The organism is Shewanella halifaxensis HAW-EB4 (assembly GCF_000019185.1).
GTDB lineage: Bacteria > Pseudomonadota > Gammaproteobacteria > Enterobacterales > Shewanellaceae > Shewanella > Shewanella halifaxensis.
In genome coordinates this window covers 1,797,622-1,821,398 of record NC_010334.1, presented here as the reverse complement: position 1 = coordinate 1,821,398, position 23,777 = coordinate 1,797,622, and the positions used below count along the sequence as shown (strand labels likewise).

Here is a 23,777-nt window from a genome sequence, read left to right as displayed (position 1 = left end):
AACAAGGAGGTTATGATGAAAACACAACACTCCTACAGGCCTCTTTTATGGTTAAAGCACTACATTGTAAACGGTAGTCAGCTGTCGGTGAAAAAAAGAAAGCGCGCCTATCTTATCGTCACCTCGCTACTGCTGCTTAGTATCTGGTTTTTAGTGCTGCTATTTACGGTTTTCAGTCCAAGCCGTTACATCAGTCAATGGACGCTTATTTTGCCCGGGGATGGCGCTGGAGCCTTAGTTAGCCTAGATAGTGTGGGGCAAGCCAATAGCTCCACCAGCTCACCTTATGCCAGTAGCGCAATCGACCCGAGAGTCAACTACAAGTCTATTGCAAATAGTAAAACCCTGATTAATGCTGCCGCAAAAACAGTTCACCAGAAAGGCAGTGAGTTTGGCATGCCAAAATTGAAGATGCCGAGTCAAACAGGGATCATGCAATTCAGCATTAAAGGAGCGACACCTAAAGAGGCACAACAAAAGGCTTGGGCGCATTATCATAGCTTGCAAGCATTATTAGCAGAGCTTCGCCGGGATGAAATAGAGCAGCGTGAAGACGCCATCAGAGTGGGTATGGCAACTTTTGCTAACAAAGTTAATTTAACTCAAGAAAAATTACTCGAGTTTCAATCAATACACGGCCTAGTGTCACTCGATCAATTCAAAGAGCTCGCCTTGACCATGGAAAGACTTAGACATAGCAAGGTTAATTTAGTCTCCGAGCTACAGGGTATAAAAGCCAGCCAAAAAATGTTGGAGATCCACTTAAGCTTAACGCCTAAACAGGCTGCAGGATTACTGACCCTAAAAAATGACCAGCTATTCCAACAGCTACTTATCAGCTACACCAATATCACTGCAACACTTGCCGAATACCGCAGCCGTTTTGGCAAGCGTCACCCAAAAGTGGTCACTTTTCAAGATGAGCAAAAATCAGTACTTAATGCATTAACGAGACGATGCAAAGTTCTACTTGGCTATAACGATAAACGTCTAATGCTGATGCTATCGGCTGATGATTTAGACGGCCGTGCTCAGCTTATGCAGGAGTTACTCTCGCTCAATACCAAAGCTGAAGGGCTTAGGCATCAGATCGATGCCCTATCTGAGCAGATCCACGACTGGGACCATAGATTTAACGACAGCAATGACGATGCAGCCAAACTCGAGGGCTTGCAGCGAGAGCATCAGGTCGCGACCGCGGTATTTACCTCCGCACTAGCGAAAATGGACATAGGCAAAGCCGATATCTATGCAGCCTATCCACTATTACAGCTAATGGCAGCGCCAAGCCTAGCCGAAGAACCCGATAATTTACGAATGCTATTTGCGATAGTCGGTGGCGTTGCGGCTTCAATTTCATTGATAATAGGGATGGGAATGCTATGGATCCGCAAGCCTATACTCCAGAAAATTCTGACGAAGTAATCATCTGGCGCGCGATTACTGGCACCTATCTGTTCTGGGTTTTAGGTGCTATGTATCTAGTTGCCCCCGTTATTGCCTGGATATTACTGCTACGCATGGTAAAGCGAGTATTGCTGGATAAGAAGTGCTATACCGTCAGCAAAACACAAGCCTGTTGGCTAGTCGCTATGGCCGTCATGCTATTCGCACTGGTGATAGGCCATCTAACCCATGATTTAGGTCTAGCCAAACTGATTAAATCCAGTATCGGCTGGGCAAAAGGCTGGGCACTTTTGGCCATTTTTCCACTATTGGGCAGCCTACAGATCAGACCTGAACTGATCTACCGGGCATGCTGTATCGTCTGCAAACATACACTGATACTGCTGCCATTCTTCATACTCGCATGGATAATAAAGCTCCCCAGTACCCTATACACCTCGCCCCTAAGCATTATTGGTGGTCCGGGGCCTGAGTTTTTCAATGTCAGCCTATATGAAATAGACCCTGCTAGTGGCCTACCTAGGTGGCGACTCTTTACCCCTTGGGCGCCGGCCTTAGGCATGCTTGGCAATCTATTTTTTACGTTTGCCATCCAAGAAAAATCTAAACGATTTAAGTTTTATGGTTTTGGTGGCAGTTTTTGTATGATTTTACTATCGCAATCTCGTTTAGCCCTGGTGTGTTATCTATTACTCATTGGCTTTTTTATGTTTATCCGCTGGTATCGCTCTCCTTGGGTTTACTTTATTGCCAGCCCATTATTGATACTATTTGGTTTTTTAGGAGGGTATGTCGCTGAAAAGATGCAACAAAGCGTAGAAGCATTCAAGGCCGCTCGCGCAGGCTCTACTCGAGTGCGCCAAGAGCTGGCTAATATTGCCATTGAGCGTTGGGCAAATGAGGCGGTGGTCTGGGGGCACGGCATTGTTGAGCGCGGCCCACACTTAGTAGAGTATATGCCGATAGGCTCGCACCATACTTGGTATGGTTTACTGTTTGTCAAAGGTATAGTGGGCGCTATCGCCTTAGCGGTTCCGCTACTTGTAAGCCTACTGGCACTGCTCAAAACCCTGTTTCACTCGGCCCTAAGCGCTGTTGCGGTCTCAGTCATCTTTCAGCTGTTTTTATACACCTTCGGTGAAAACTTGGAGATCCTCGCCTATCTATTCTGGCCAGGGCTCGTGATTGTCGGGGCGGCGTTAAAAGAAGGGGCTAGGGTTAAGGAAGGCCCTAGGACGGACTGAAGAAACAAGGTCCTAGGACCTAGGAAATCAAAAGCAAAACAATGTAGCCTTTGACCTTGGAGCTCTTTTCAGCTGTTGCTTATTCGTCTTTGCTGTTTCCGGCTCTGAGCCATCTCAGATTTTACCATCTTTGCTAATCGGCTTTTAACCGTCAGCGCAGCGTTCCGCAAGTGAGCCTGCGAATGTTCCGTTATCCGTAAGCTCCGCTTTCCCGTCTCAGCTTGTACCGTCTTTGCTTTAACCTAGGACCTGCTTTTCCTAGAGCCTAGGACCTTCTTAGCCTTTAACCTGCCTTTCATTCTGATTTGCAATATGCGAATGAAATAGCGCTAGCCGAACCTACAGAAAAACCCTTCATTTCAACCGAATCAATATGACTTTAAATCTTATTTAAAATCAATAGGTTTCAGGATGAGTATCTAATCAAGAAAGATTGGCATGATCCCTGTATTAAAGCTAGTAACTACTGGCGAATGCGCTCATCACTCGAACCGATATGATTCGAAGCCATCGATCAAACAGGTGCTCTTATGCAAAGCTATGCGTCATACCGAAACTCTCTATCGACAGCCTTAAACGGTGCACTAGGTAAAGGTCTATTCTGGTTGGGTTCGGCCCAAGTACTGGGTCGCGTTGTCCGTCTAGGCTCGAGTATCATCATTGCTCGATTACTGACACCTGAAGTTTTCGGCCAAGTCGCCATCATACTCACCTGTTTTGAGATCATCTGCACGCCTACGCGCCGGATCTCCAGCGCAGCACTCATTAAGATGGATGATCGTCAACTTAAACACTCTTTATCTGCGGCCAATCGAGTCAATTGGTTAGCCGCTATAACCGCCTTCGTTGCCATGAGCTTACTCAGCTGGCCGCTTGCAATCTACTATGATGACTTGCAGCTAATTCTTCCCATGATACTCATGGCAACAAGCTATTTACTGCTGCCTTTTGGCATGCTCTACGCCGCTGTCAATCTTCGCTTAAACCGAATGCGAGTTGTAGGTAGAGCAGTGCTGTGGCAGACGGTATTCGACGCCGTGTTAACTGCCAGTTTTGCTTTACTCGGGCTTGGGATTTGGGCGATTATTTTGCCCAAAGTCATTGTGGTATTTATATGGATTGGGGTTCATAGATACCACAACCCCTTGCCGGAGACTTTATCGAGCACCGCTCCAAAATCAAAATGGCAGCTACTGCCAGCAAGCTCCAAAGCGATACTCAATTTTGGTCTGCAGGTTGGACTTGGCGATTTAGCTATCGCGCTAAGGCAAAATATTGATTACATCTTGGTGGGCTATTTTCTTGGCATAGAGGCTTTAGGAGTCTACTTTTTTGCCTTCAACGCTAGTTTGGGCATTAGTCTAGGACTGGTTCAGAGTTACGGCACAGCGCTTTACTCCTACCTTTGTCAAAAAGATAAGACCACAGCTTCCATACCGCTTACGCTAGAGCAGAAGTACTTTCAGTCATTGAAGTTCATTATGTTACTGACACTACCGATTATTAGCTTACAAGCCCTACTTGCACCGCTTTATGTCCCTTGGGTTTACGGCCAGAAATGGTTGGATGCAGGCGCCCTTCCAGTGTTTATCCTGCTTTGCCTAAGCGGTTTAGTTAGGCCTCTGGGTGAAGCCGCCAGCCAGTATTTAATTAGCTCAGGTAGAAGCCAATTTAACCTTCTATATAACAGTGCTTTCACCCTCATTTTAGCGATCACAATTGCGATTTCTAGCCATTGGGGACTACAAGCCGTCGCACTTGGGATCTTACTATCACACCTATTGGTGATGCCAAGTTTCACACTCTACTTAAAGTTGACCCAATCTATTACAGACAAGCCCCATTGTCGCTCGGAGGTACATTATGACTGCTAATTTATCCCACAAAAAAGTCGTAACGGTAAAGGTTTCGGTAGTGATGCCTATCTATAATGTTGAAGCTTTTGTTGCTGATGCCATTAACTCTGTACTGGCTCAAAGTTTTGATGATTTTGAACTAATCCTCATTAATGATTGCTCCCAAGATAACAGCTTATCTATCTGCAAACAATTTACTGATCCAAGAGTTAGGATTATTGAGCATCAGCAGAACCAAGGCCTCGCAGCGGCGCGAAATACTGGCATTCGCCATGCCCTTGGTCAATATGTGGCCTTTATCGATTCTGATGACATGTGGCACAGCGAAAAATTACAGCAACATGTAAGCCATCTCGACAACGCTCCAGAAGTGGGAATTAGCTTCTCACGGTCGCTATTTATGAATTACCAAGGGCAAAAGATTAATGTCTATCAAATGCCGCAGCTCACTAACATCAAGGCAAAAGATCTGCTTTGCCGCAACCCTGTCGGTAATGGTTCCGCTCCGGTTATTCGCCACGAAACGCTATCAGACATTCAATATCAATCACCGAGCAAAGGGCTGGCATCAAGCAAGAGCCAAGCATTAAATAAAAGCAATGCACACAACTGCTACTTCGACGAAAATTTTCGCCAATCAGAAGATATTGAATGCTGGCTAAGGATAGTAACCACCACTCATTGGAAAATTGAGGGGATCCCCGCACCTCTGACCTTCTATCGATTAAATGACCAAGGCCTATCATCGGATCTTAATAAGCAATATGCCTCGTGGGAAAAGATGATTTGTAAGGCCAAAGGCTATGCGCCAGAACTATTGGCACAACATGAAAACAAAGCAAGAGCCTACCAACTCAGGTACATTGCTAGACAAGCCATTCGAAACAAAGATGGAAAAGAGGCGGTTAAATATCTGCATCTTGCACTGAAAACCGCCCCAAGCATCATTCAAGCTGAAACCGGACGAACCCTAGCGACGATGTCGGCCGCTTACCTGTTAAAGCTACTGCCACTTAACCTCTATAGGGTTTGCGAAGATCTAGCTCAACGAATTCTCGGACGGATCCAAGCTAGCAAGATAAACCGGGATGGTGTTGATCCTACACTACTAAAGTAACAATTTGAGCCTTACCCCTGAGTCATTTGCAGCCTGCCTTGCAAGATGCAAATGGCTAGTCACTACATAACAAACCATCCCCAGACCACGCGTAACACACTGAAATGTATGAATATAAAAACTGGCCTGGTATATGCTAGTTAAAGATTAAGCATTAAGACAATAGGTCTTAAACAATAAGCCTTAAACAATAAGCCTTAACTTTTAGCAGGGACTCAATGATGAAAAATACCAACTTGAATGCCGACTCGAATACAGACTCAAGTATAGAGTCGAATATAGAGTCGAGTACCCAAGCCGCTCATTGTGGCCAGTCATGTTTCAGCATTCGCTGCTTCGACTTTACCTGCGCCCTATTGATGCTGCTACTGAGCTCTCCGTTTATCTTATATGGGTACCTTAAGAGTGCGTTCACACAATCTAGCGCATTTGAAACTGTGTATATTCATGGCGTTAACCATAAGATCATAGGGTTGAAGCAGCTCTCCTATTCGGGATGGTTCAAACAGTTGCCAGTATTGCTAAACCTATTAAACGGAGAGCTTTCGATTCTAGGTACTGAGCAGAAATTTGCACTAACAAAAGATAGCGAACATGACAGCAGCTCCGCGAATAAAGCGGTAATCGATAGTGACACAGCCACCCGCAATGATGCTAAAGCTTCAGCCAAAACGGTCTACTCCATTAAGCCTGGCTTGACCTCTATTGAAAAGATGAACGCCGCGACGGGTCTACAATTTGAGCTGGCATCTAACTCACTCGACAAAGCGCACCGCAGCCTAGTCCGCTACCTACTCGCCCTACTTAGACTAACAATTGTATTTACCGTCACAGGGATCGCTTTTTCCAAACCTCGCAGGCATGACCCAAAGATCTCGGTATTTGGCATCAGCATCGATAACTGGAGCATGACGCAACTGTTAGATGAGATATTACTGCAGTGTCAGCATGAACCACAGCCTATGCAGCAGTACGCCTTTATCAACACTGATTGCCTCAATATCAGTATTCAAGACGAGTCTTACCGTCAGTGCTTACAACAGAGTAAGCATATTTTCGCCGATGGCATAGGCGTACGCTTAGCCTGCCTAAGCAAGGGCAAAGGCCTGCAAGATAACCTAAATGGCACCGATATGTTTCCGCGCCTGTGTGAGCTTGCATCAAAGAATAATCTATCCATCTTTATGTTAGGTGGCAGTGATAACGTTGCTCAATCAGCCGCAAGCAACATGCAAAATCGTTATCAAGACCTCAAGATTGCCGGCTGTCACTCAGGCTATTTCAATAGCGAGACAAACAGCGACGAAAATCAAGGTGTCATAGATATAATCAATCAGTCAAATGCCGATATATTATTGGTGGCAATGGGAGCACCAAAGCAAGAGTTATGGCTTGCGGCCAATAAGCAAAAACTAACCTGCTCGGTAGGGGTTGGAGTTGGCGGCCTTTTCGATTTTTACGCCAATCGCATTAAGCGTGCGCCACTATGGTTAAGACAGATAGGCTTTGAATGGAGTTACCGTTTACTGCAAGAGCCAAAAAGAATGTGGAAACGCTATATACTCGGCAACCCAAGTTTTCTATATCGTGTGTGGCGCGAAAACTGTCAGCTAAAGACTGTGCATGTCAATCAACAAGCATCTGGCGCGAGAAACGATGCCAAGCTAACAAAGTTACAGCTTCAAACTGAGCTTAATAAGGCAACCATTAAAAACCGAAAACTGCCACAGTTTGATGCTAATCAAGCCAACCTTCGCCGAGCAATGTTCAACATAAACAAGCGTATAAGCCAAAGCTGTAAACGTTTGCTCGATATTCTAATTTCAGGTTCTCTTTTAATCGCATTAGCCCCTTTTCTAATCGTTATAGCGCTACTGATCCGCTGTGAGTCTAAAGGTGCGGTACTGTTTTGCCAGCCCCGCGCGGGCCTTAATAATCGCCCATTTACCATGTGGAAATTTCACTCTATGTATCACGATGCCGAACAGCGACTCGCCACATTGAACGTGAAAAACGAAATGGAGGGCGGGGTTATTTTTAAGATAAAGAATGATCCAAGGATCACCTTAGTCGGGCGTTTGATCCGTAAGACCTCAATCGATGAGTTACCCCAGTTATGGAATGTACTAAAAGGCGACATGTCGTTAGTCGGCCCCCGCCCAGCATTGGTGAGCGAAGTCAAACAGTACAATGTTCATCATCGAGGCCGCTTAATGATAAAACCTGGGATCACCTGTATTTGGCAAGTATCCGGACGTTCAACTATCCCATTTGAGCAACAAGTTGAACTCGACATTGACTATATCTATCAGCAATCGTTCACAGCCGATCTTCTATTGTTACTGAAGACCATTCCCGCGGTTATTTTTGCCCGTGGCGCGTATTAAGGAGTTGCATATGCAAGCGATTATTTTTGCAAATCGTGATGGTAATGAATTAGCGCCACTGAATCGCTATTACTGCCCAGCATTATTGCCTGTCAGCAATAAAAGGGTTATCGAATACACCTTAGAAGATCTCGCAGAGGCAGGAGTGACACGAGTAAAGTTGATTGTTTCTACTCAAGTTAGCGAAATAAAAGCCTTGGTGGGCAATGGGGAGCTCTGGGGATTAGAAGTAGACTACTTTCTGAGTCGAGAGCAAGAAGATGTTTCCAAAATTATCCCAAGGCTCACATTGGATAAAACAGAGTCCATTTTACTAGCCCGTGGCGATATGCTTAGAAGTCCTTGCATCAAACCTTTTATGCAGTTTAGTCAGCAGATGAGCCACAGCTTTGTTATTGCAAAGCTAGATAACCAAAATGCTGGTTTGATGATGCTACCTGCCGCCGTAGCTTATACCGAAGAGCTAAACTGGCCTTTATCTAATGACGATTCACAGTGTAGTGACAGCGCCCATAAAACCGTCACCCAAGTATTACATGGCGACTGTTTTATGCTCAACTCACTTGATGAGTATATGCAGGCAAATCAAGCGATGGCACTGACAAAAGTCATAGGTGCAACCCCCAAAGGCCGCTACTTCAGTAGTGCCGATGAAGCTAATGGCTTCTACGTCGGAGCCAAAACCAAGACGGGACAACTGCGAATGCAAAATGCCTGGGGAGTCATCGGGGACAACACTTGGATAGATGAAAGCGTTAATATGCAACAAAGCGTAATTGTAGGAAAAAACTGCCTAGTCGACGCTAAATGCAGCCTCAAGAACTGCATTATTTTAGATGACTCTTACGTTGGCCAAGGCCTAAATGTCAGCAGCGCAATTATCTGTAACAACATGCTGCTCACACCTGAAAATGGCGGTGCGATTAGGCTAAACGATGACAGTATCATAGCAAAAAATCACAACTTGCGAACCAGTAGCAAGGTGACACGACTCGATAGGCTTGGTGCTTTTTTCCTACTTATCTTTGGTCTTCTACTCTCACCAGCCCTATTAGTTGCAAGCCTTATAAGCGCGAATAAAAATACCTTAATAAAAGAAACGATAAAGCTAAGTAACAAAAACTACTCCAGCCGTCGCTGGGCTCTCGATTCACTTTTTCTTAGCAGACTACTGCAGCTTCATCTCGTGGTTATGGGACAGTTAAGCTTATTTGGCCGCACACCTTTTTTAAAGTCACAACAACAAAATCAACAACTTGCTGATAGCGAATATGGAGTGTATGGCCCGCTACAGCTGCTGCCCTGTCATATTCCTGAAGAGGAGAGAAACTTAATAGAAACAGAATTTATGCAATCTAAGCGAAAGAGCAATTATTGCAAGCTCTTCAAGCAGTCATTTAGCTATTCAAAATACCTTGAAGCGCAAACGGCTGCAGAATTAACAAAAAACTAGGAAGCACCATGCCTTAAGTACATTCAACAAGATTCGATAGCGGAGAGTCATTATGAAAACAATCATCACCTACGGTACATTCGATCTTTTCCACTATGGCCATGTGCGTTTGTTTAAGCGTTTAAAGGCTCTGGGCGACAAACTCATTGTTGCCGTTTCTACCGATGAATTTAATGCCTTAAAGGGCAAAGCTGCATTTTTTAGTTACTTTCAACGCGCCGAAATTGTTGAAGCCTGCCAATATGTAGACATGGTGGTACCAGAAACTCACTGGAATCAAAAAGCTAAGGATATCTGCAAGTATGATGTCAGCATCTTTGGTATGGGAGATGATTGGAAGGGCGAGTTTGACGAACTCTCTATGCTGTGTGAAGTTATCTATTTAGATAGGACTGGCGAGATCTCGACCACTGAGATAAAAAGTAACCTAGCACAACCTAAACCCCTTGGTAATCACATTGGTGCCCCAGCAAATGATCCGACATCGACCAAGAAGATAGATAAGTAATGCAGCACTCTATATTTGACTGGATAAAAGCCATAAGCAGAAAGTTGATTTTTATGCTGTCAGCCCTCATGCCTCGCAGTGAAAATAAGGCGTTGTTTGGCAGCTATAAGGAAGGTTTTTGCGATAATAGCAAGTATCTATACTTGCACTGGCAACAAACAGAATTTATTCGCTGCATCTGGATTAGCGGCAACCGCGACGTGATTAAGCAACTACAGAGTCAAAATCGAGAAGTGTATTATCGCTGGTCGATGAAGGGGATTTTTCATGCCCTGACAGCCAAATACTACTTCTATAATAGCTATATCGGCGATATTAATCAGTGGCTTGCAAATGGTGCGCAGAAGATAAACCTATGGCATGGATTGCCGATGAAGAAAATTGAATTCGACATTAACACCGGGCCAATGGCGCAAGTGTTTAACCCTAAAGGAAAGTTGGCGACATGCAAGCAGTGGCTATTCGCCCACCAGCAACACATTACACCCGACTTGATGCTAAGCCCAAGTGAGCTTATCGACACCCTTTTTAGCAGCGCATTTAAGCTTGATAGCTCGCAGCTTTTACGCGCAACCAATCCAAGAACCGATTACTACACCCTGTACTCAAATAAGCACTCAAGCATGCACTCAAGTAAGAACTCAAAACAGGACTCAAACCAGGACTCAAGTAAGCACTTAAGCCAGCGCTCTAGCCAGTGCCCAAGCGAGGCTCAATCACTCGATATACTTTTCGGGGAAAATACAAGCTCAACGCTACGGACTAATCGCGAGCAAGCTATTCGTTCAGGTATTAGCCCGACTATTAGCCCGAGCATTATTTTGTACGTCCCCTCATGGCGTGATAGCCATCAGGAAGGCAATCCATACGCCAAGGCTTTTGACTGGCAGCGGTTGTCAGATCATTTAGTGGCTAATAATCAATTGTTTTTACTGCGTCTACACCCTAATGAAGCAAGCTTGGCAGATGAGCTTACGAGTTACGTCAATATCATCAATATTTCACAATTTGAAGATGTCTATGGCTTCTTGAAAGATGTCGATCAGCTTATCACCGACTACTCATCGCTATTTATCGATGCACTACCACTGGGCACGCCTATCTGCTTCTATCGCTTCGATGAGCAGCATTATCAACAAGATTGCCGCGATATGTACGAATACGCCGAAAAACTCCCAGATATCGCGCCTAAATGCACAGACTTTGACGAGTTATTAGAGCAGTTAGCACCGGAGGCAATCGCGAAGCAGAAATCTAACGCTATAAACGGTGAGCAAAGGGCTGAACAAAAAAGTTATAAAAAGAACTATCAAGCAGTAACAGAGCTATTCTGGGGAAAGGATACGCCAAATGCGTTTGAAGCATTAGAAGAAATAATTATTAAAAGAAGGACCTAGGTTAAAATAAGATCCTAGGTTCTAGGACGCTCCGCTCTGAGGACGGCCTTCAGCCTGCTAGGAAATCAAAAGCAAAACTGCGTTGCCTTGACTTTGTCGCTCTATCCAGCTTTTTACTTATCCGCCTTAGCTTGTCCGGCTCTTAAGCATCACAGCTTGTACCGTCTTTGCTAATCCGGCTTTTATCGTCTTAGTTCTCCCGATTTCGCTCTTACCTAGCACCTGCTTTCCTAGGGCCTAGGACCTTCTCAGCTTTAACCCGCTTGTCCTAGGACCTTCTTAGCCTTTCACCGTCAGCGAAGCGTTCCGTAAGTGAGCCTGCGAACGTTCCGTAATCCGTAAGGTCATAGACCGCTCCGCTTTGCCGTCTCAGCTTGTACCGTCTTGGCTTTTACCTAGAACCTGCTTTTCCTCGGACCTAGGAACTTATCAGCTTTCCCATCCTTCTCCGACAAAATAGGTTCAACGCCCTCTTCTAACGGCCATTGAATATTTAATTGAGGATCATTCCACGTAATGCACTTTTCAAACTCTGCCGCATAGTAAGCGGTGCATTTATAGATAATGTCAGCATGGTCACTTAAAGTTAAAAAACCGTGGGCAAAACCTGGAGGGATATACATTTGCAGTCTGTTTTCGGCAGATAACACTTGACCAAACCACTGGCCGTAGGTTTTTGAGGCTTTACGAATATCGACGGCAACATCAAAAATGCTACCTGCAGTGACGCGAACAAGCTTACCTTGTGGATGAGTCTCTTGATAATGCAGCCCACGCAGCACATGTTTTTGCGATCGACTCATATTCTCTTGTACAAAGCTCGGACAAGCCATGCCGACTTTGGCAAATAACGCCTCAAACTCCGATTGGCGAAAGGTTTCCATAAAGAAACCACGTTCATCACCAAAGACTTTAGGTTCAAACAGCAGCACATCAGGAATTAGGGTAGGAATTAGTTTCATCATATTCTTTTAAATAAGGTCAAATAAAGCTTAGACGAACTCTGCGCGTCCAAGGTTCTAGGACGTTCGCAAGCTCACTGAATAAACAAGGTTCTAGGACCTAGGACGCTCCGCTCTGAGGACGGCCTTCAGCCTGCTAGGAAAAACAAAAGCAAAAGCGATAAACAATTCATCACTTTAGCTCTTTTCTTTTGCTTGTCCGGCTTTTAACCGCCTTAGATCTTCCCTAGAACCTAGGACCTTCTTAGCTTTAAACCTAGAAGCGTAGCGCCCTTCTTAGCCTTTCACCGTCAGCGCAGCGTTCCGTGAGTGAGCCTGCGAACGTTCCGTTATCCGTAAGGCCGCAGGCCGTTCCGCTTTCCCAGTCTCAGCTTGTACCGTCTTTGCTTGTACCTAGAACCTGCTTTTCCTAGAACCTAGGACCTTCTATGCTTTAAACCGTCAGCAAAGCGTTCCGTGAGTGAGCCTGCGAACGTTCCGTTATCCGTAAGGCCGCAGGCCGTTCCGCTTTCCAGTCTCAGCTTGTACCGTCTTTGCTTGTACCTAGAACCTGCTTTTCCTAGAACCTAGGGCCTTCTTAGCTTTTAAGATAATACTCTTTATACCACTCAACAAACTTCTGTACGCCCTCTTCGACGCTCGTTTGTGGCTTGTAACCTACAGTTTTGAATAAATCTTCGGTATCGGCCCATGTTGAATGTACGTCACCAGGCTGCATATCCATCATGTTTTTAATGGCTTCGATACCTAATGACTTTTCAAGCGCTGAGATGTAATCCATCAACTTAACCGGACTGCCATTACCGATATTAAATACTCGATAAGGTGCAGAGCTCGTTGCAGGAGTTGCCTCTGCAGCGTTCCACTCAGGGTTAGCAACTGGAACACTATCTTGGATACGAATAATGCCTTCAACGATATCATCGATATAGGTGAAATCGCGGCTCAAATTACCGTGGTTGTACACATCAATCGCTTCCCCCTTCACTATCTTATTAGTGAACTTGAGTAGTGCCATATCAGGACGACTCCAAGGACCATAAACGGTAAAGAAGCGCAGGCCAGTCGTTGGCACACCATAAAGGTGAGAGTATGTGTGCGACATCAACTCATTGGCTTTCTTGGTTGCAGCATATAAAGAGATCGGATGATCGACGCTGTCGTCAGTTGAGAAAGGCATTTTAGAGTTCAGCCCATAAACAGAGCTTGAAGATGCATATACCAGATGCTGGATCTTATGATGACGACAGCCTTCCAAAATAGTCAAATGACCCACTAAGTTACTGTCGGCATAAGCCATTGGGTTATCGATTGAGTAACGTACCCCAGCTTGTGCCGCCAAGTGGATCACTCTGTCAAAGCCCTCTTCAGCGAACAAAGTAGCAATGCCTTCTCTATCAGCTAAATCTAACTTCTTAAATGAAAAAAGAGTCTGAGACTGCAAATTTTTAAGGCGGTCCAGTTTCAAATTAACATCGTAATAATCATTAATATTATCGATACCAACCACTTCATGACCTGCAGCACATAAACGCTCACTAACCTTCGAGCCAATAAAACCTGCCGCACCTGTTACTAAATACTTCATAAAATTCTCTTTTGTTAAAGAAGGTTCTAGGGCGCTTCGCTACGAGGGTGTTCGCAAGCTCACTGAATAGCAAGGTTCTAGGACCTAGGACGCTTCGCTCCGAGGACGGACTACGTCCTACTGGGGAAATCAAAAACAAAACCGCGCCACCAGTACCTTTCTTACTCTCTTCTAATTTTGCTTATTCGTCATAGCTTGTCCGGCTCTTAACCGTCTTGCTAATCCGGCTTTTATCGGCCTTTAACCGTCAGCGCAGCGTTCCGTACTACGTAAGCAAAGCGTTCTGTAGGCCGCAGGCCGTTCCGCTTTTCCGTCTCAGCTTGTACCTAGTACCTGCTTTTCCTAGAACCTAGAAGGAGCATAGCGACGCTCTCGTAGTGACGAAGTCACGTCCTAGAAGCGTAGCGCTCTTCTTCGCTTTAAAATCAATCCGATCCAAACAGATCGCGTGTATAAACTTTAGCAGCGACATCTGCCAGCTCGTCAACCATTCGGTTTGACACTATGACATCTGAAATCTGCTTAAATTCGTTGAGGTCTTGCATTACGCGAGAATTAAAAAACTCTGGCTCATTTAGCACTGGCTCAAAAACCACAACCTCAATACCCTTGGCTTTAATGCGCTTCATAATGCCTTGAATAGACGATGCGCGGAAGTTATCGGAACCCGACTTCATGATTAAGCGGTAGATACCAACGACTTTTGGCTGCTTGTTAATTATAGAGTCGGCAATAAAGTCTTTACGGGTAGAGTTGGCATCGACAATCGCGCTAATCAAGCTGTTAGGCACATTCTGATAGTTTGCACGCAGTTGCTTAGTGTCTTTTGGCAAACAATAACCACCGTAACCAAAAGATGGATTGTTGTAGTGATTGCCAATACGCGGGTCAAGGCCTACACCTTCAATAATTTGGCGTGAGTCTAAGCCATGGGACTCTGCATAGCTGTCTAATTCATTGAAATAAGCGACTCGCATTGCAAGGTAAGTATTAGAAAAAAGCTTAACCGCCTCAGCTTCGGTCGAGTCGGTATAAAGAATATCGATATTCTGTTTAATCGCAGCATCGCTAAGTAAGTTAGCAAATACGCTAGCGCGCTCAGAGCGCTCACCGATAATGATCCGTGAAGGATGTAGATTGTCGTATAAGGCACGACCTTCGCGCAGAAATTCCGGCGAGAAGATAATATTCTGAGTGTTAAATTTTTGCTTAACGGACTCTGTATAGCCAACCGGCACGGTAGATTTAATCACCATCACCGCGCTAGGATTAATAGCTAACACATCTTGAATTACCGCCTCAACCGAAGAAGTATTAAAGTAGTTAGAATGGGTATCGTAATCGGTAGGTGTGGCAATAACCACATAGTCTGCATCTTGATACGCTAACTGTTTATCTAACGTAGCGGTTAAATCAAGTTTATGGTTACTCAGATAATCTTCTATCTCTGCATCGGCTATAGGTGAGCAACCTTGGTTAATCATCTCAACTTTTTCGGCGATAATATCAACAGCCACGACTGTGTTTTTTTGCGCCAATAATACTGCGTTTGACAGACCAACATAGCCTGTACCTGCTATAGCAATTTTCATCATAAAACCAGCAAAACATTGTCGGTGTAAAATAACACTCAACAACAACAAAGTCTTGTTATGGACTCACATTTGTTAAAGCTAAGAAGGAACAAGCGAAGAGGATGTACAGCAAAGACGAACGCTACGCTTACGGTACAAGCAGAGAAGGTACTAGATCCTAGGGCGTTCGCAGGCTCACTGCGAGGACGGCCTCCGGCCTGCTAGGAAATCAAAAGCAAAACTGCGTTGCCTTGACTTTGTCGCTCTATCCAGCTTTTTACTTATCCGCCTTAGCTTGTCCGGCTCTTAAGCATCACAGCTTGTACCGTCTTTGCTAATCCGGCTTTTATCGTCTTAGTTCTCCCGCTTTCGCTCTTACCTAGCACCTGCTTTCCTAGGGCCTAGGACCTTCTCAGCTTTAACCTGCTTGTCCTAGGACCTTCTTAGCCTTTAACCGTCAGCGAAGCGCTCCGTATTCCGTGAGCGAAGCGTTCTGTAGGCCACAGGCCGTTCCATCTTTGCTTACCCCGTCTTTGCTTATCCGGCTTTTATCGTCTTAGCTTTTCCCTTATCCTTAAGCGTAAAGCAACGATAAGGAAATCGACATGCAAATCATCCATCATGGTGCGGTCAATGGTGTAACAGGCTCATGCCACCAACTAGATATCAATCCGCAATCCAGCATTCTAATAGATTGTGGGCTGTTTCAAGGAGCCGAAACAGCGGATAAAACCGCCGCAGATCAGCTCCAAATAGAATTTGACTTAACCCATATCACTGCACTCATTGTTACTCACTGCCACATCGACCATGTGGGCCGGATCCCATATTTACTTGCCGCAGGGTTTAATGGCCCCATATACGCAACAACGGCATCAGCCGCATTACTGCCGTTAGTCATAGAGGATGCGCTAAAGGTCGGCGTCACCAGAAACCAGCGATTAATTAATTTATATTTAAAGCGCTTACAACAATTAATTCAGCCTATTGATTATGAGCAATGGTTTACCCTGGAGGTTAAAAACAGTGACAGTGGATACCAACAAGCCAAAGCGCAGTTTAACGTAGCAGGACACATACTAGGCTCTGCCTATGTTGAAATAGAACTGAGTGGCTCATCGCTAAATCATAACTGTACTCACAAAAATTCTCACAAGAACACAGATATTCACAACAGTAACAGCGGCAACAGGCATGACGATGACATTAAGAATGAAAAGGACAGCCATCTTGTTGTCTTTTCAGGCGACCTAGGCGCGAGTAACACCCCGTTACTGCCAAGTCCGAAAAGCCCATTTCGAGCCGACACGTTAGTGATTGAGTCCACCTATGGTGATAAAAATCACCATAACCGCGAACATAGAGCAGAAAGCTTACGCCATGTAATAGAGAGAGCAGTCAGCGACAACGGCGTAGTACTCATTCCGGCCTTTAGCATTGGACGAACGCAGGAACTACTGTATGAGTTAGAGCAAATTATCTTTAGCCAACAACACAACCCTATATGGCAAAGCATAGAGATAATTATAGACTCCCCCATGGCCGCCAACTTTACCGAACAATATATAGAATATAAAAACCTGTGGGATTCAGAGGCCAAAGCCGTATTAGCGCAGCAACGCCACCCTCTCGATTTTAGCCAGCTTTACACCATAGATAGCCACCAAGACCACCTAGCGGTAGTCAACTACCTTTCAAGCAGGCAAAAACCCGCTATCGTTATTGCAGCAAGCGGAATGTGTACAGGTGGGAGAATCATTAACTATCTACAGCGATTTTTAGCCGAACCGACTGCAGATATTCTATTTGTGGGTTACCAAGCCAAAGGAACTATCGGACGAGATATTCAAGAATACGGACCAACTGGAGGCTACGTGTATATTGAGGGAGAAAAAATCGATATCAAGGCAGGAATACACACCATAAGCGGCTATTCCGCCCATGCAGACCAACAAAACCTGATTGATTTTGTCAAAGGCATTGAGCACAAACCCAAACACATCCGCATCGTCCACGGTGATACCGAGGCCAAACAAGCACTAGCAGATAAATACCGACAGCTTTTACCTAACGCTGAGATTAAAATAGGAACAGGCTAGAGCTATTAAGGCCAACTAAAAATAGAACTAATATTTTGCTCTGTGCACTTCTCCGTGCCCTCTGTGAAAGCGAAGCGCTTCGTATTCCGTAAGCTAAGCGTTCTATAGACCTAAGGCCGTTCCGCTTTACCTTCTCAGCTTGTTCCTAGGACCTGCTTTCCCTATGCCTTTAACCTATAAGCGTAGCGCCCTTCTTTGCCTCAACCGTGAGCGAAGCGTTCCGTAAGTGAGCCTGCGAACGTTCCGTAAACCGTAAGGACTTAGAACCTGCTATTCCAAAATCTAGAACTTTCTTGCCTTTTTAAAGCCTACAAACAAGAAAATCCCCAATTAGGAGATTTTCTAAATAAATATAAGGTCAGCTTTAGCCGTTACGTCTAATCCAAGTTAAAATCTGCCATACATGCGCTAACGCCCAATTATATGCAACAAAAATAACTAAAAACCCAATAAACATCATGACTTCAGGAACGGCAAGTAATTCACCTAAAACACCTATCGTTGCAAGTATTGCTGACAACAATGTAATTCGAGCTAAAGTCTGTTTACGGCTATAACCTGCACGTTCAAATATATGGTGAAGATGGTCTCTATCTGGTTTGAACGGAGAATGCCCCTTCTTTACTCTTCGATACATAATTGCAGCCATATCCATCAATGGGATAGCAATCAGGTAAAGAGCGATAACAGGTGAAAATGCTTGATTAACCGACTCCGTACCTGTCACGAGTAACCAAACCACAGTTAGGCCGATCAACATACTACCTGCATCGCCCATAAACACTTTTTGAATTGAAGAAAATGGCCAGCGTAAATTGAAACAAAGGTAAGCTGTAATTGCTGCGATAAACAATATTGGTAATACGAACCAAGGATTACCAACTTGATAGAACAGAAATGCTAGTGCTGCAAATGTTACGATACTCAACATACCAGCTAATCCATCGATACCATCAACCATGTTAAACGCATTGATAGAACCAATGACAGCGATTACCGTGACCAATATTCCTAAGTAGCCTAGTTTAAACTCGAAGAAATAAAAGATACTCCCTAGTGAGGTTAAATAAGATTCTGCACCAAAGATCAAGATTGATGCAGTTATCACTTGAGCTATCATTCGTAAGCGAACCGAAAGGTCGTAGCGGTCATCGAGTACCCCGATAAACAAAATCAACGCGGCTGAGATAAGGTAAAGATTTAAGACTCTGCTGTACTCAATGAAAACTGACGAAGCGAGCAATACACTAAAGAAAATACCAATACCACCGATTAGAGGTACAGCGCCATCATGAACTTTACGAGCATTGGGTAGGTCAACCAACCCTACCTTCGAGGCATAGGGAGCTGAAAATTTAATTACAACAAAACTCAATAAAAATGCCAAGGAGAATGGCTCGATTAAACTCATTTTCTTATCCTTAAGTACAAGTAAAAGCGGTAATCACCCATTTTGATAGGCAAGTTTACAACTAATCCGTCAATTATAAAAGCTATCTAAAATATCCAAATGAGCTTATATCTACAGGCTACAAATAGTACTTGTGATTAATGCTTAAGCCCAATTTGGTTAGCAGGCTATGATTTTAGAGAAGTAACTGGAACCTTCATTTTTTTCTTAATGAAAGCTGTAATTTTCCAAATGTGGGCTATAACGTAAAAATAGACTGCAAACACAATTAAAAAGGTAATAAACATAACGGTTTCGTTAATACCATTTAGCTCGGACCAAATTCCTACACCCGCCATGATGCTCGCTAAAAAGCAAATAACCAATAACGAACCTCGAGACGTAAAACCAATACGCTGGCAAATATGATGCAGATGCTCTCTATCTGGTTTAAAAGGCGATTGCCCTTTCCTGATCCGCCTTACCATAATGCAAACCATATCCATTAGAGGTAAAGCAATTAGCCAAAGTGCGGTAACTGGCCGAATAGCATTATGACTTTCTCCCTGACTGGCTTCTATCAATAACCAAATAACAGTAAAACCAATAAAAATGCTACCAGCGTCGCCCATAAATACCTTGAAACGTTGCCCTAGAGGTATCCCTAAATTGAGCATTATATAAGGTAAAATAGCAGCGACGATCAACAAACAGTATTTGGCTAACTCATAGTTACCACTATGATAAAAAAGAACACCTAACGCACCAAAGGTAACTGAAGCTAAGCCGCCTAACAAACCGTCGATACCATCAACCATATTGAAGGCATTAATTGCGCCAATCACCCCGAATATGGTTACTAAGTAACTAACAACCAGAGGAAGCTGAATAACTTCACTCCCCATTAAGTAGCCAAGATTATGTAAGCTTTTTTCACCAACAAGAATCATCGCTAGTGATATAACAGCTTGAATGACTAACCGAACTTTAAAGCTGATATCAAATCTGTCATCAATTGCCCCCAAAACAATCAAAATAGTAGAGCAACAAATATACAACACGATATTTTTATCAAGTGGTATAAAAACCAATAGCGTAAACATAAGACTAAGAAATATGGAGATCCCGCCAACAAGCGGGATCTGACCTTCATGGTGTTTTCGCTGATTAGGCTTATCGACTAACCCAATACGTTTTGCTATTTTTCTGAATAGAAAAAGACAGAGGAAAGAGATAAAAAAGGCAAAAATTAAACTGTAACTCATACTACCTACTACTTATTACGTACTAATTAAAAAGATTAAAAACTAGGTATAAGTATCTTCATACATCTTAGTAATGATTTCCCATGTATATCGCTTCTCTGCGATAGACTTCATATTTTTCGATATAGATAATAACTCTTCATTGGTGACATTAACTAATTTACAAGTCAAATCAATATAATCAGAAAAATATACAGCACTATCATCTGTACTATATCGATTAAAATTACAATCAAAAGCAAAAATAGGCTTTTGAAAGTGCATGGCCTCAACTAAAGACGGGTTAGTACCACCTGCAGAATGGCCGTGAACGTAACCTTTACACTCGCTTCTAAGCTTGAACAGCTGATTTATATCATAAATGGGGTCAATGATATCTAAATTGGGATTTTCAGAGAATCGACTCTTCAATTCTCGGCCGAATTCGCTTGAGTTCCAATTCCCTACAAACTTTAGTTTATGCTCACTCTTAGCAAAAGCCTGTAAAATCATCTCAACGTTATTTTCTGGCTCGATACGGCAAAGTGATAGGTAATAATCTTGTTCAGGACCAACATCAGTGCCTTCAATAATCGCATGATCCCCTCCATAAGCAATAACAACATTATTTTTAGAGTACTCAGCATCGACGTAATCACCAATGGCTTTATTATCTGTTATGATTACATCTGAATACTTCACTGCCATTGACTCAGAAAACTTTAAGAACTTCTTAGCCCATTTACTCCATTTGTCACGCTTCCACTCTAAACCATCGATATTAGTGACCACTTTAGATTTAGAAAACAAACGGTAAACAGGAAGGAACAAACAACCTGAAACACCAAGAATAAGCGTGACATCCGGCCTTTTAAAGATACATAGAATAAGAGAAATAATATCGTATGGAATGCTTTGAATCCCATTAGCACTCAATGGTAGATAACTTAGTTTTGCCCCATTATATTTGTGTGGTTTATCAGAATAGACCTTGCCAGAACAAAACACTTCGTATTGAATTTTATTATTTGAGTGACAAGTCAAATTTTCAACGAGCGACTCAAACCCTCCATAGCAAGCAGGCAAACCAACAGTCCCCACTACAGCAATATATTTCACAAAACCCCCAAAAAAAACAATAAACAACAGCCAAAACAATTTAATTAAAACATAAATTCTTATTTTCTATAATTTTCAATCAATCTTATATAATGACTATTCAAGTTGTCATAATAGACTTTTTCGGAAAATCTTTCTTCGACATCAAGCCTCGCACGCCTTCCGAACACCACTAAATTCTCTTCTATCTTTTTAACTACATCTTTTAATTCTTCAGTACTACCAGGAGAAAATAAATATCCATCGATACCATCTCTGATTAATTCAGGGATTCCTCCTATGTTCGCACCGATAACAGGCTTACCTAATGACTTGGCTTCCAAAACATTCATAGGGCAATTTTCGTACCATTCAGAGGGTACAAGAACACACTTAGAATTTGATATTATACGTTTTAATTCTTCACCTTCTTTAAAGCCAATATAATCAATATTTGATTTACCAGCAATAAGATCAACTAATTCATTAGCAAAAGAACCATCACCTACAATAAGTAATTTTTGACTCAACACAGAGAAGCTATCAATCAAAGTGCGAATACCTTTTAGCTCTTCAATTCGACCAAAATATAAAAAATACCCATCACTTTCATAATTAGGTACGTAAGAGTTGATATTTATAAAATTATATAACACCTCAATCTTTTCAGGTGGAATTCCCCCCTGTATCATCATGTCTCGGTGAAAATTACTTACCGACAAAAAAAGATCTATCTTAGATATATCTCCTAGTTTTCTTGAGACATATGACTCTAGAGCCATAGCTGTTGACTTGATAAGTGACTTATCTTTACATCTATTAGTTATACATTTAAAACGGCTATAAGATACACAATCATTACAAACGGTCCCTTCCCTTTCCATTGTATAAACGGGGCAGACTAATTTATATTCATGCAGCGTTTGAACAATAGGTATATGATGTTTCTTCAAAACGCTTAAAATTGACGTTGTTAATTTCCCGTAGTATATATGCAGATGTGCTATATCAAGTTCATTTGCATTCAACAGTTTGTTTAGTTTTTTGGCTGCGTCAAAATTATAAAGGAATGAGATAGGATTTGAAGAAACAATGCTTTTAGTATTGATTGAATCTGGGAAGAATTGACTGAATTCACTTTCAGAGTTTTTATCGTTACTTGAACAGAACGGAATTACTGTGTGCCCTTTATCTTTTAACATTCTCTCAGTTTCAATCAAAACGCGGTCGGAACCTCCAGCAACAAAGTAATTATGTCCTACATTTAATATTTTCACGTCCAACCACCATTCCAGCAGAAAAATAAAGAAGAGAAGTAACTAAAAAGTTATTTATCAAATTCTCAGTAAAGAAATAAGTATTAATACACAAAAAAAGCGTACACAAAATTTTTGAGATCGATTTAAGTTTAAAGAATACCCTCAAAAAAAGCAGGGAAAATGCAAAGAAATTTATAATCCCAAGCTCAAAAAGAATTCTAAGCCAATCATTATGTGGAACTAACTTAAGGTTGGTCAACTCTACAGAGGCATTCATTCCCCAACCAGGTATTAATAGTAACCAATTCTGTTTAGCTATGAAAAAAATTTCGATCCAATGTTTTAATCTAAAAAACATCGATACGTCATTACCACCTTGCAGTGCAGCAAATTCACCAAAACTAAGTGTAGCGACATCCTCTAAACTATATAAATTAAGAAACTCAGAAAACCCATGAATCATAACCTTTATTCTTTCAAATATAGGAAGTTCGCTATAAAAGTATAGAGTGAAACTGAGAGCTAATAATACACAAAATATTAAAATATTTTTAGCTGTAAGCTTAGTATTAACCACCACTATAGAAAACAATAGCGCAACTAGTGCACCCAGCGTACTATACAGTAAAGTGAACATAGTAATAAGCATATAAACGATCTTATCTTTCGCACCTAAAGCAGAGTAAATAAATAGGCATACAAAAGTAAAGGCTATAGCATTATTTCTATTACTAAAAAATAAAACTTTACCAGTTGAATCTCCAGATGAATAACTTTGAAAGATATAAACAATCAAGCAGCACAATGGTAATAAGAAAATTAAAGGCAGGAAAAATAATGAGTAACTAGCACTCATTTTCCTCCACTCTCTGCCCGTATGAAACTTAACGTTTAAACCGATAAAGTAAAAGACAAATATCAACAAAAACTTTACAAACTCTGTAATATTCAAGTAAGGAGCTAAAAATACGTGTGCAGAAATCCCAAAAAAAAGTAAAAGTAAGATAGACAATTCAACAATCTTGAACTTATAAGTTTTTAAACGTCTAAAATTAACTAATAATAAAGCAAAAAGTACAAACAAAGGGAATAGTGAAGTCATACCTCCGAAATCAATAAAAATAGAAACTAAAAGCAGCATAGCATAACTTGCATTTAGACCGATTAGCAACTTAAATTCATTTGACATAGAAC

At 42.5% G+C, this 23,777-nt stretch carries 17 protein-coding genes; 9 read left to right on the top strand and 8 right to left on the bottom strand.

What is annotated here, in order from left to right:
* Nucleotides 1-12: 12 nt before the first annotated feature.
* The 8 genes from SHAL_RS07765 (at nucleotide 13) to SHAL_RS07730 (ending at nucleotide 11,369) form a co-directional block, all read left to right on the top strand.
* On the top strand, nucleotides 13-1,425 hold the full coding sequence (locus SHAL_RS07765; protein WP_041415911.1) for a GumC family protein: 1,413 nt from the start codon (nucleotides 13-15) through the stop codon (nucleotides 1,423-1,425).
* Complete coding sequence (locus tag SHAL_RS07760) at nucleotides 1,383-2,651, top strand: O-antigen ligase family protein (protein WP_012276616.1); 1,269 nt, start codon at nucleotides 1,383-1,385, stop codon at nucleotides 2,649-2,651. Before SHAL_RS07765 ends, SHAL_RS07760 begins: the two co-directional genes overlap by 43 nt.
* A gap of 530 nt (nucleotides 2,652-3,181) precedes the next feature.
* On the top strand, nucleotides 3,182-4,525 hold the full coding sequence (locus SHAL_RS07755; protein ID WP_012276615.1) for an oligosaccharide flippase family protein: 1,344 nt from the start codon (nucleotides 3,182-3,184) through the stop codon (nucleotides 4,523-4,525).
* Nucleotides 4,515-5,624 (top strand): glycosyltransferase family 2 protein, encoded by a 1,110-nt coding sequence (locus tag SHAL_RS07750; protein WP_012276614.1) that lies wholly within the window; start codon nucleotides 4,515-4,517, stop codon nucleotides 5,622-5,624. The genes SHAL_RS07755 and SHAL_RS07750 overlap by 11 nt, the downstream gene beginning before the upstream one ends.
* Nucleotides 5,625-5,842: 218 nt before the next feature.
* Nucleotides 5,843-8,011: a WecB/TagA/CpsF family glycosyltransferase gene (locus tag SHAL_RS07745; protein ID WP_012276613.1), complete on the top strand. Its 2,169-nt coding sequence runs from the start codon at nucleotides 5,843-5,845 to the stop codon at nucleotides 8,009-8,011.
* A gap of 10 nt (nucleotides 8,012-8,021) precedes the next feature.
* Nucleotides 8,022-9,464: a nucleotidyltransferase family protein gene (locus SHAL_RS07740; protein ID WP_012276612.1), complete on the top strand. Its 1,443-nt coding sequence runs from the start codon at nucleotides 8,022-8,024 to the stop codon at nucleotides 9,462-9,464.
* Between the two features lie 52 nt (nucleotides 9,465-9,516).
* Nucleotides 9,517-9,972 carry an adenylyltransferase/cytidyltransferase family protein gene (locus SHAL_RS07735; RefSeq protein WP_012276611.1) on the top strand — a complete coding sequence of 152 codons (456 nt, stop codon included), beginning with the start codon at nucleotides 9,517-9,519 and terminating at the stop codon, nucleotides 9,970-9,972.
* Complete coding sequence (locus SHAL_RS07730; protein ID WP_012276610.1) at nucleotides 9,972-11,369, top strand: CDP-glycerol--glycerophosphate glycerophosphotransferase; 1,398 nt, start codon at nucleotides 9,972-9,974, stop codon at nucleotides 11,367-11,369. The genes SHAL_RS07735 and SHAL_RS07730 overlap by 1 nt, the downstream gene beginning before the upstream one ends.
* A 395-nt stretch (nucleotides 11,370-11,764) precedes the next feature.
* Here the strand turns inward: SHAL_RS07730 and rfbC are convergent, their stop codons facing one another.
* From rfbC to SHAL_RS07715, 3 genes are all read right to left on the bottom strand, one after another.
* Nucleotides 11,765-12,331 (bottom strand): dTDP-4-dehydrorhamnose 3,5-epimerase, encoded by a 567-nt coding sequence (gene rfbC / locus SHAL_RS07725; protein WP_041415910.1) that lies wholly within the window; start codon nucleotides 12,329-12,331, stop codon nucleotides 11,765-11,767.
* A 577-nt stretch (nucleotides 12,332-12,908) separates the two neighbouring features.
* On the bottom strand, nucleotides 12,909-13,919 hold the full coding sequence (locus SHAL_RS07720; protein ID WP_012276608.1) for an NAD-dependent epimerase: 1,011 nt from the start codon (nucleotides 13,917-13,919) through the stop codon (nucleotides 12,909-12,911).
* A gap of 425 nt (nucleotides 13,920-14,344) precedes the next feature.
* Complete coding sequence (locus tag SHAL_RS07715) at nucleotides 14,345-15,511, bottom strand: nucleotide sugar dehydrogenase (RefSeq protein WP_041415908.1); 1,167 nt, start codon at nucleotides 15,509-15,511, stop codon at nucleotides 14,345-14,347.
* A 587-nt stretch (nucleotides 15,512-16,098) separates the two neighbouring features.
* On the opposite strand from SHAL_RS07715, the gene SHAL_RS07710 reads away from it, so the two are divergent.
* Nucleotides 16,099-17,592: an MBL fold metallo-hydrolase RNA specificity domain-containing protein gene (locus tag SHAL_RS07710; protein ID WP_012276606.1), complete on the top strand. Its 1,494-nt coding sequence runs from the start codon at nucleotides 16,099-16,101 to the stop codon at nucleotides 17,590-17,592.
* 364 nt (nucleotides 17,593-17,956) lie between these two features.
* Here SHAL_RS07710 and wecA (SHAL_RS07705) read toward each other — a convergent pair whose 3' ends face one another.
* The 5 genes from wecA (SHAL_RS07705) to SHAL_RS07685 form a co-directional block, all read right to left on the bottom strand.
* Nucleotides 17,957-19,003: a UDP-N-acetylglucosamine--undecaprenyl-phosphate N-acetylglucosaminephosphotransferase gene (gene wecA / locus SHAL_RS07705; RefSeq protein WP_012276605.1), complete on the bottom strand. Its 1,047-nt coding sequence runs from the start codon at nucleotides 19,001-19,003 to the stop codon at nucleotides 17,957-17,959.
* Nucleotides 19,004-19,170: 167 nt separating this feature from the next.
* Complete coding sequence (gene wecA / locus SHAL_RS07700; RefSeq protein WP_012276604.1) at nucleotides 19,171-20,247, bottom strand: UDP-N-acetylglucosamine--undecaprenyl-phosphate N-acetylglucosaminephosphotransferase; 1,077 nt, start codon at nucleotides 20,245-20,247, stop codon at nucleotides 19,171-19,173.
* A gap of 42 nt (nucleotides 20,248-20,289) precedes the next feature.
* Nucleotides 20,290-21,345, bottom strand: a complete 1,056-nt coding sequence (locus SHAL_RS07695; RefSeq protein ID WP_012276603.1) for a DUF1972 domain-containing protein — start codon at nucleotides 21,343-21,345, stop codon at nucleotides 20,290-20,292.
* A 59-nt stretch (nucleotides 21,346-21,404) separates the two neighbouring features.
* Complete coding sequence (locus SHAL_RS07690) at nucleotides 21,405-22,601, bottom strand: glycosyltransferase family 4 protein (RefSeq protein ID WP_012276602.1); 1,197 nt, start codon at nucleotides 22,599-22,601, stop codon at nucleotides 21,405-21,407.
* Nucleotides 22,576-23,772, bottom strand: coding sequence for a hypothetical protein (locus tag SHAL_RS07685; protein ID WP_012276601.1), 1,197 nt, complete (start codon nucleotides 23,770-23,772; stop codon nucleotides 22,576-22,578). Before SHAL_RS07685 ends, SHAL_RS07690 begins: the two co-directional genes overlap by 26 nt.
* Between the last annotated feature and the right edge of the window lie 5 nt (nucleotides 23,773-23,777).

Bases quoted from the DNA above. Each gene is read 5' to 3' on its own strand.
- wecA (WP_012276605.1), bottom strand. From the start codon at position 19,003: ATGAGTTTAATCGAGCCATTCTCCTTGGCATTTTTATTGAGTTTTGTT.
- SHAL_RS07685 (WP_012276601.1), bottom strand. From the start codon at position 23,772: ATGTCAAATGAATTTAAGTTGCTAATCGGTCTAAATGCAAGTTATGCT.
- SHAL_RS07730 (WP_012276610.1), top strand. From the start codon at position 9,972: ATGCAGCACTCTATATTTGACTGGATAAAAGCCATAAGCAGAAAGTTG.
- rfbC (WP_041415910.1), bottom strand. From the start codon at position 12,331: ATGAAACTAATTCCTACCCTAATTCCTGATGTGCTGCTGTTTGAACCT.
- SHAL_RS07745 (WP_012276613.1), top strand. From the start codon at position 5,843: ATGATGAAAAATACCAACTTGAATGCCGACTCGAATACAGACTCAAGT.
- wecA (WP_012276604.1), bottom strand. From the start codon at position 20,247: ATGAGTTACAGTTTAATTTTTGCCTTTTTTATCTCTTTCCTCTGTCTT.
- SHAL_RS07755 (WP_012276615.1), top strand. From the start codon at position 3,182: ATGCAAAGCTATGCGTCATACCGAAACTCTCTATCGACAGCCTTAAAC.
- SHAL_RS07710 (WP_012276606.1), top strand. From the start codon at position 16,099: ATGCAAATCATCCATCATGGTGCGGTCAATGGTGTAACAGGCTCATGC.
- SHAL_RS07750 (WP_012276614.1), top strand. From the start codon at position 4,515: ATGACTGCTAATTTATCCCACAAAAAAGTCGTAACGGTAAAGGTTTCG.
- SHAL_RS07740 (WP_012276612.1), top strand. From the start codon at position 8,022: ATGCAAGCGATTATTTTTGCAAATCGTGATGGTAATGAATTAGCGCCA.
- SHAL_RS07720 (WP_012276608.1), bottom strand. From the start codon at position 13,919: ATGAAGTATTTAGTAACAGGTGCGGCAGGTTTTATTGGCTCGAAGGTT.
- SHAL_RS07735 (WP_012276611.1), top strand. From the start codon at position 9,517: ATGAAAACAATCATCACCTACGGTACATTCGATCTTTTCCACTATGGC.
- SHAL_RS07715 (WP_041415908.1), bottom strand. From the start codon at position 15,511: ATGAAAATTGCTATAGCAGGTACAGGCTATGTTGGTCTGTCAAACGCA.
- SHAL_RS07765 (WP_041415911.1), top strand. From the start codon at position 13: ATGATGAAAACACAACACTCCTACAGGCCTCTTTTATGGTTAAAGCAC.
- SHAL_RS07760 (WP_012276616.1), top strand. From the start codon at position 1,383: ATGGATCCGCAAGCCTATACTCCAGAAAATTCTGACGAAGTAATCATC.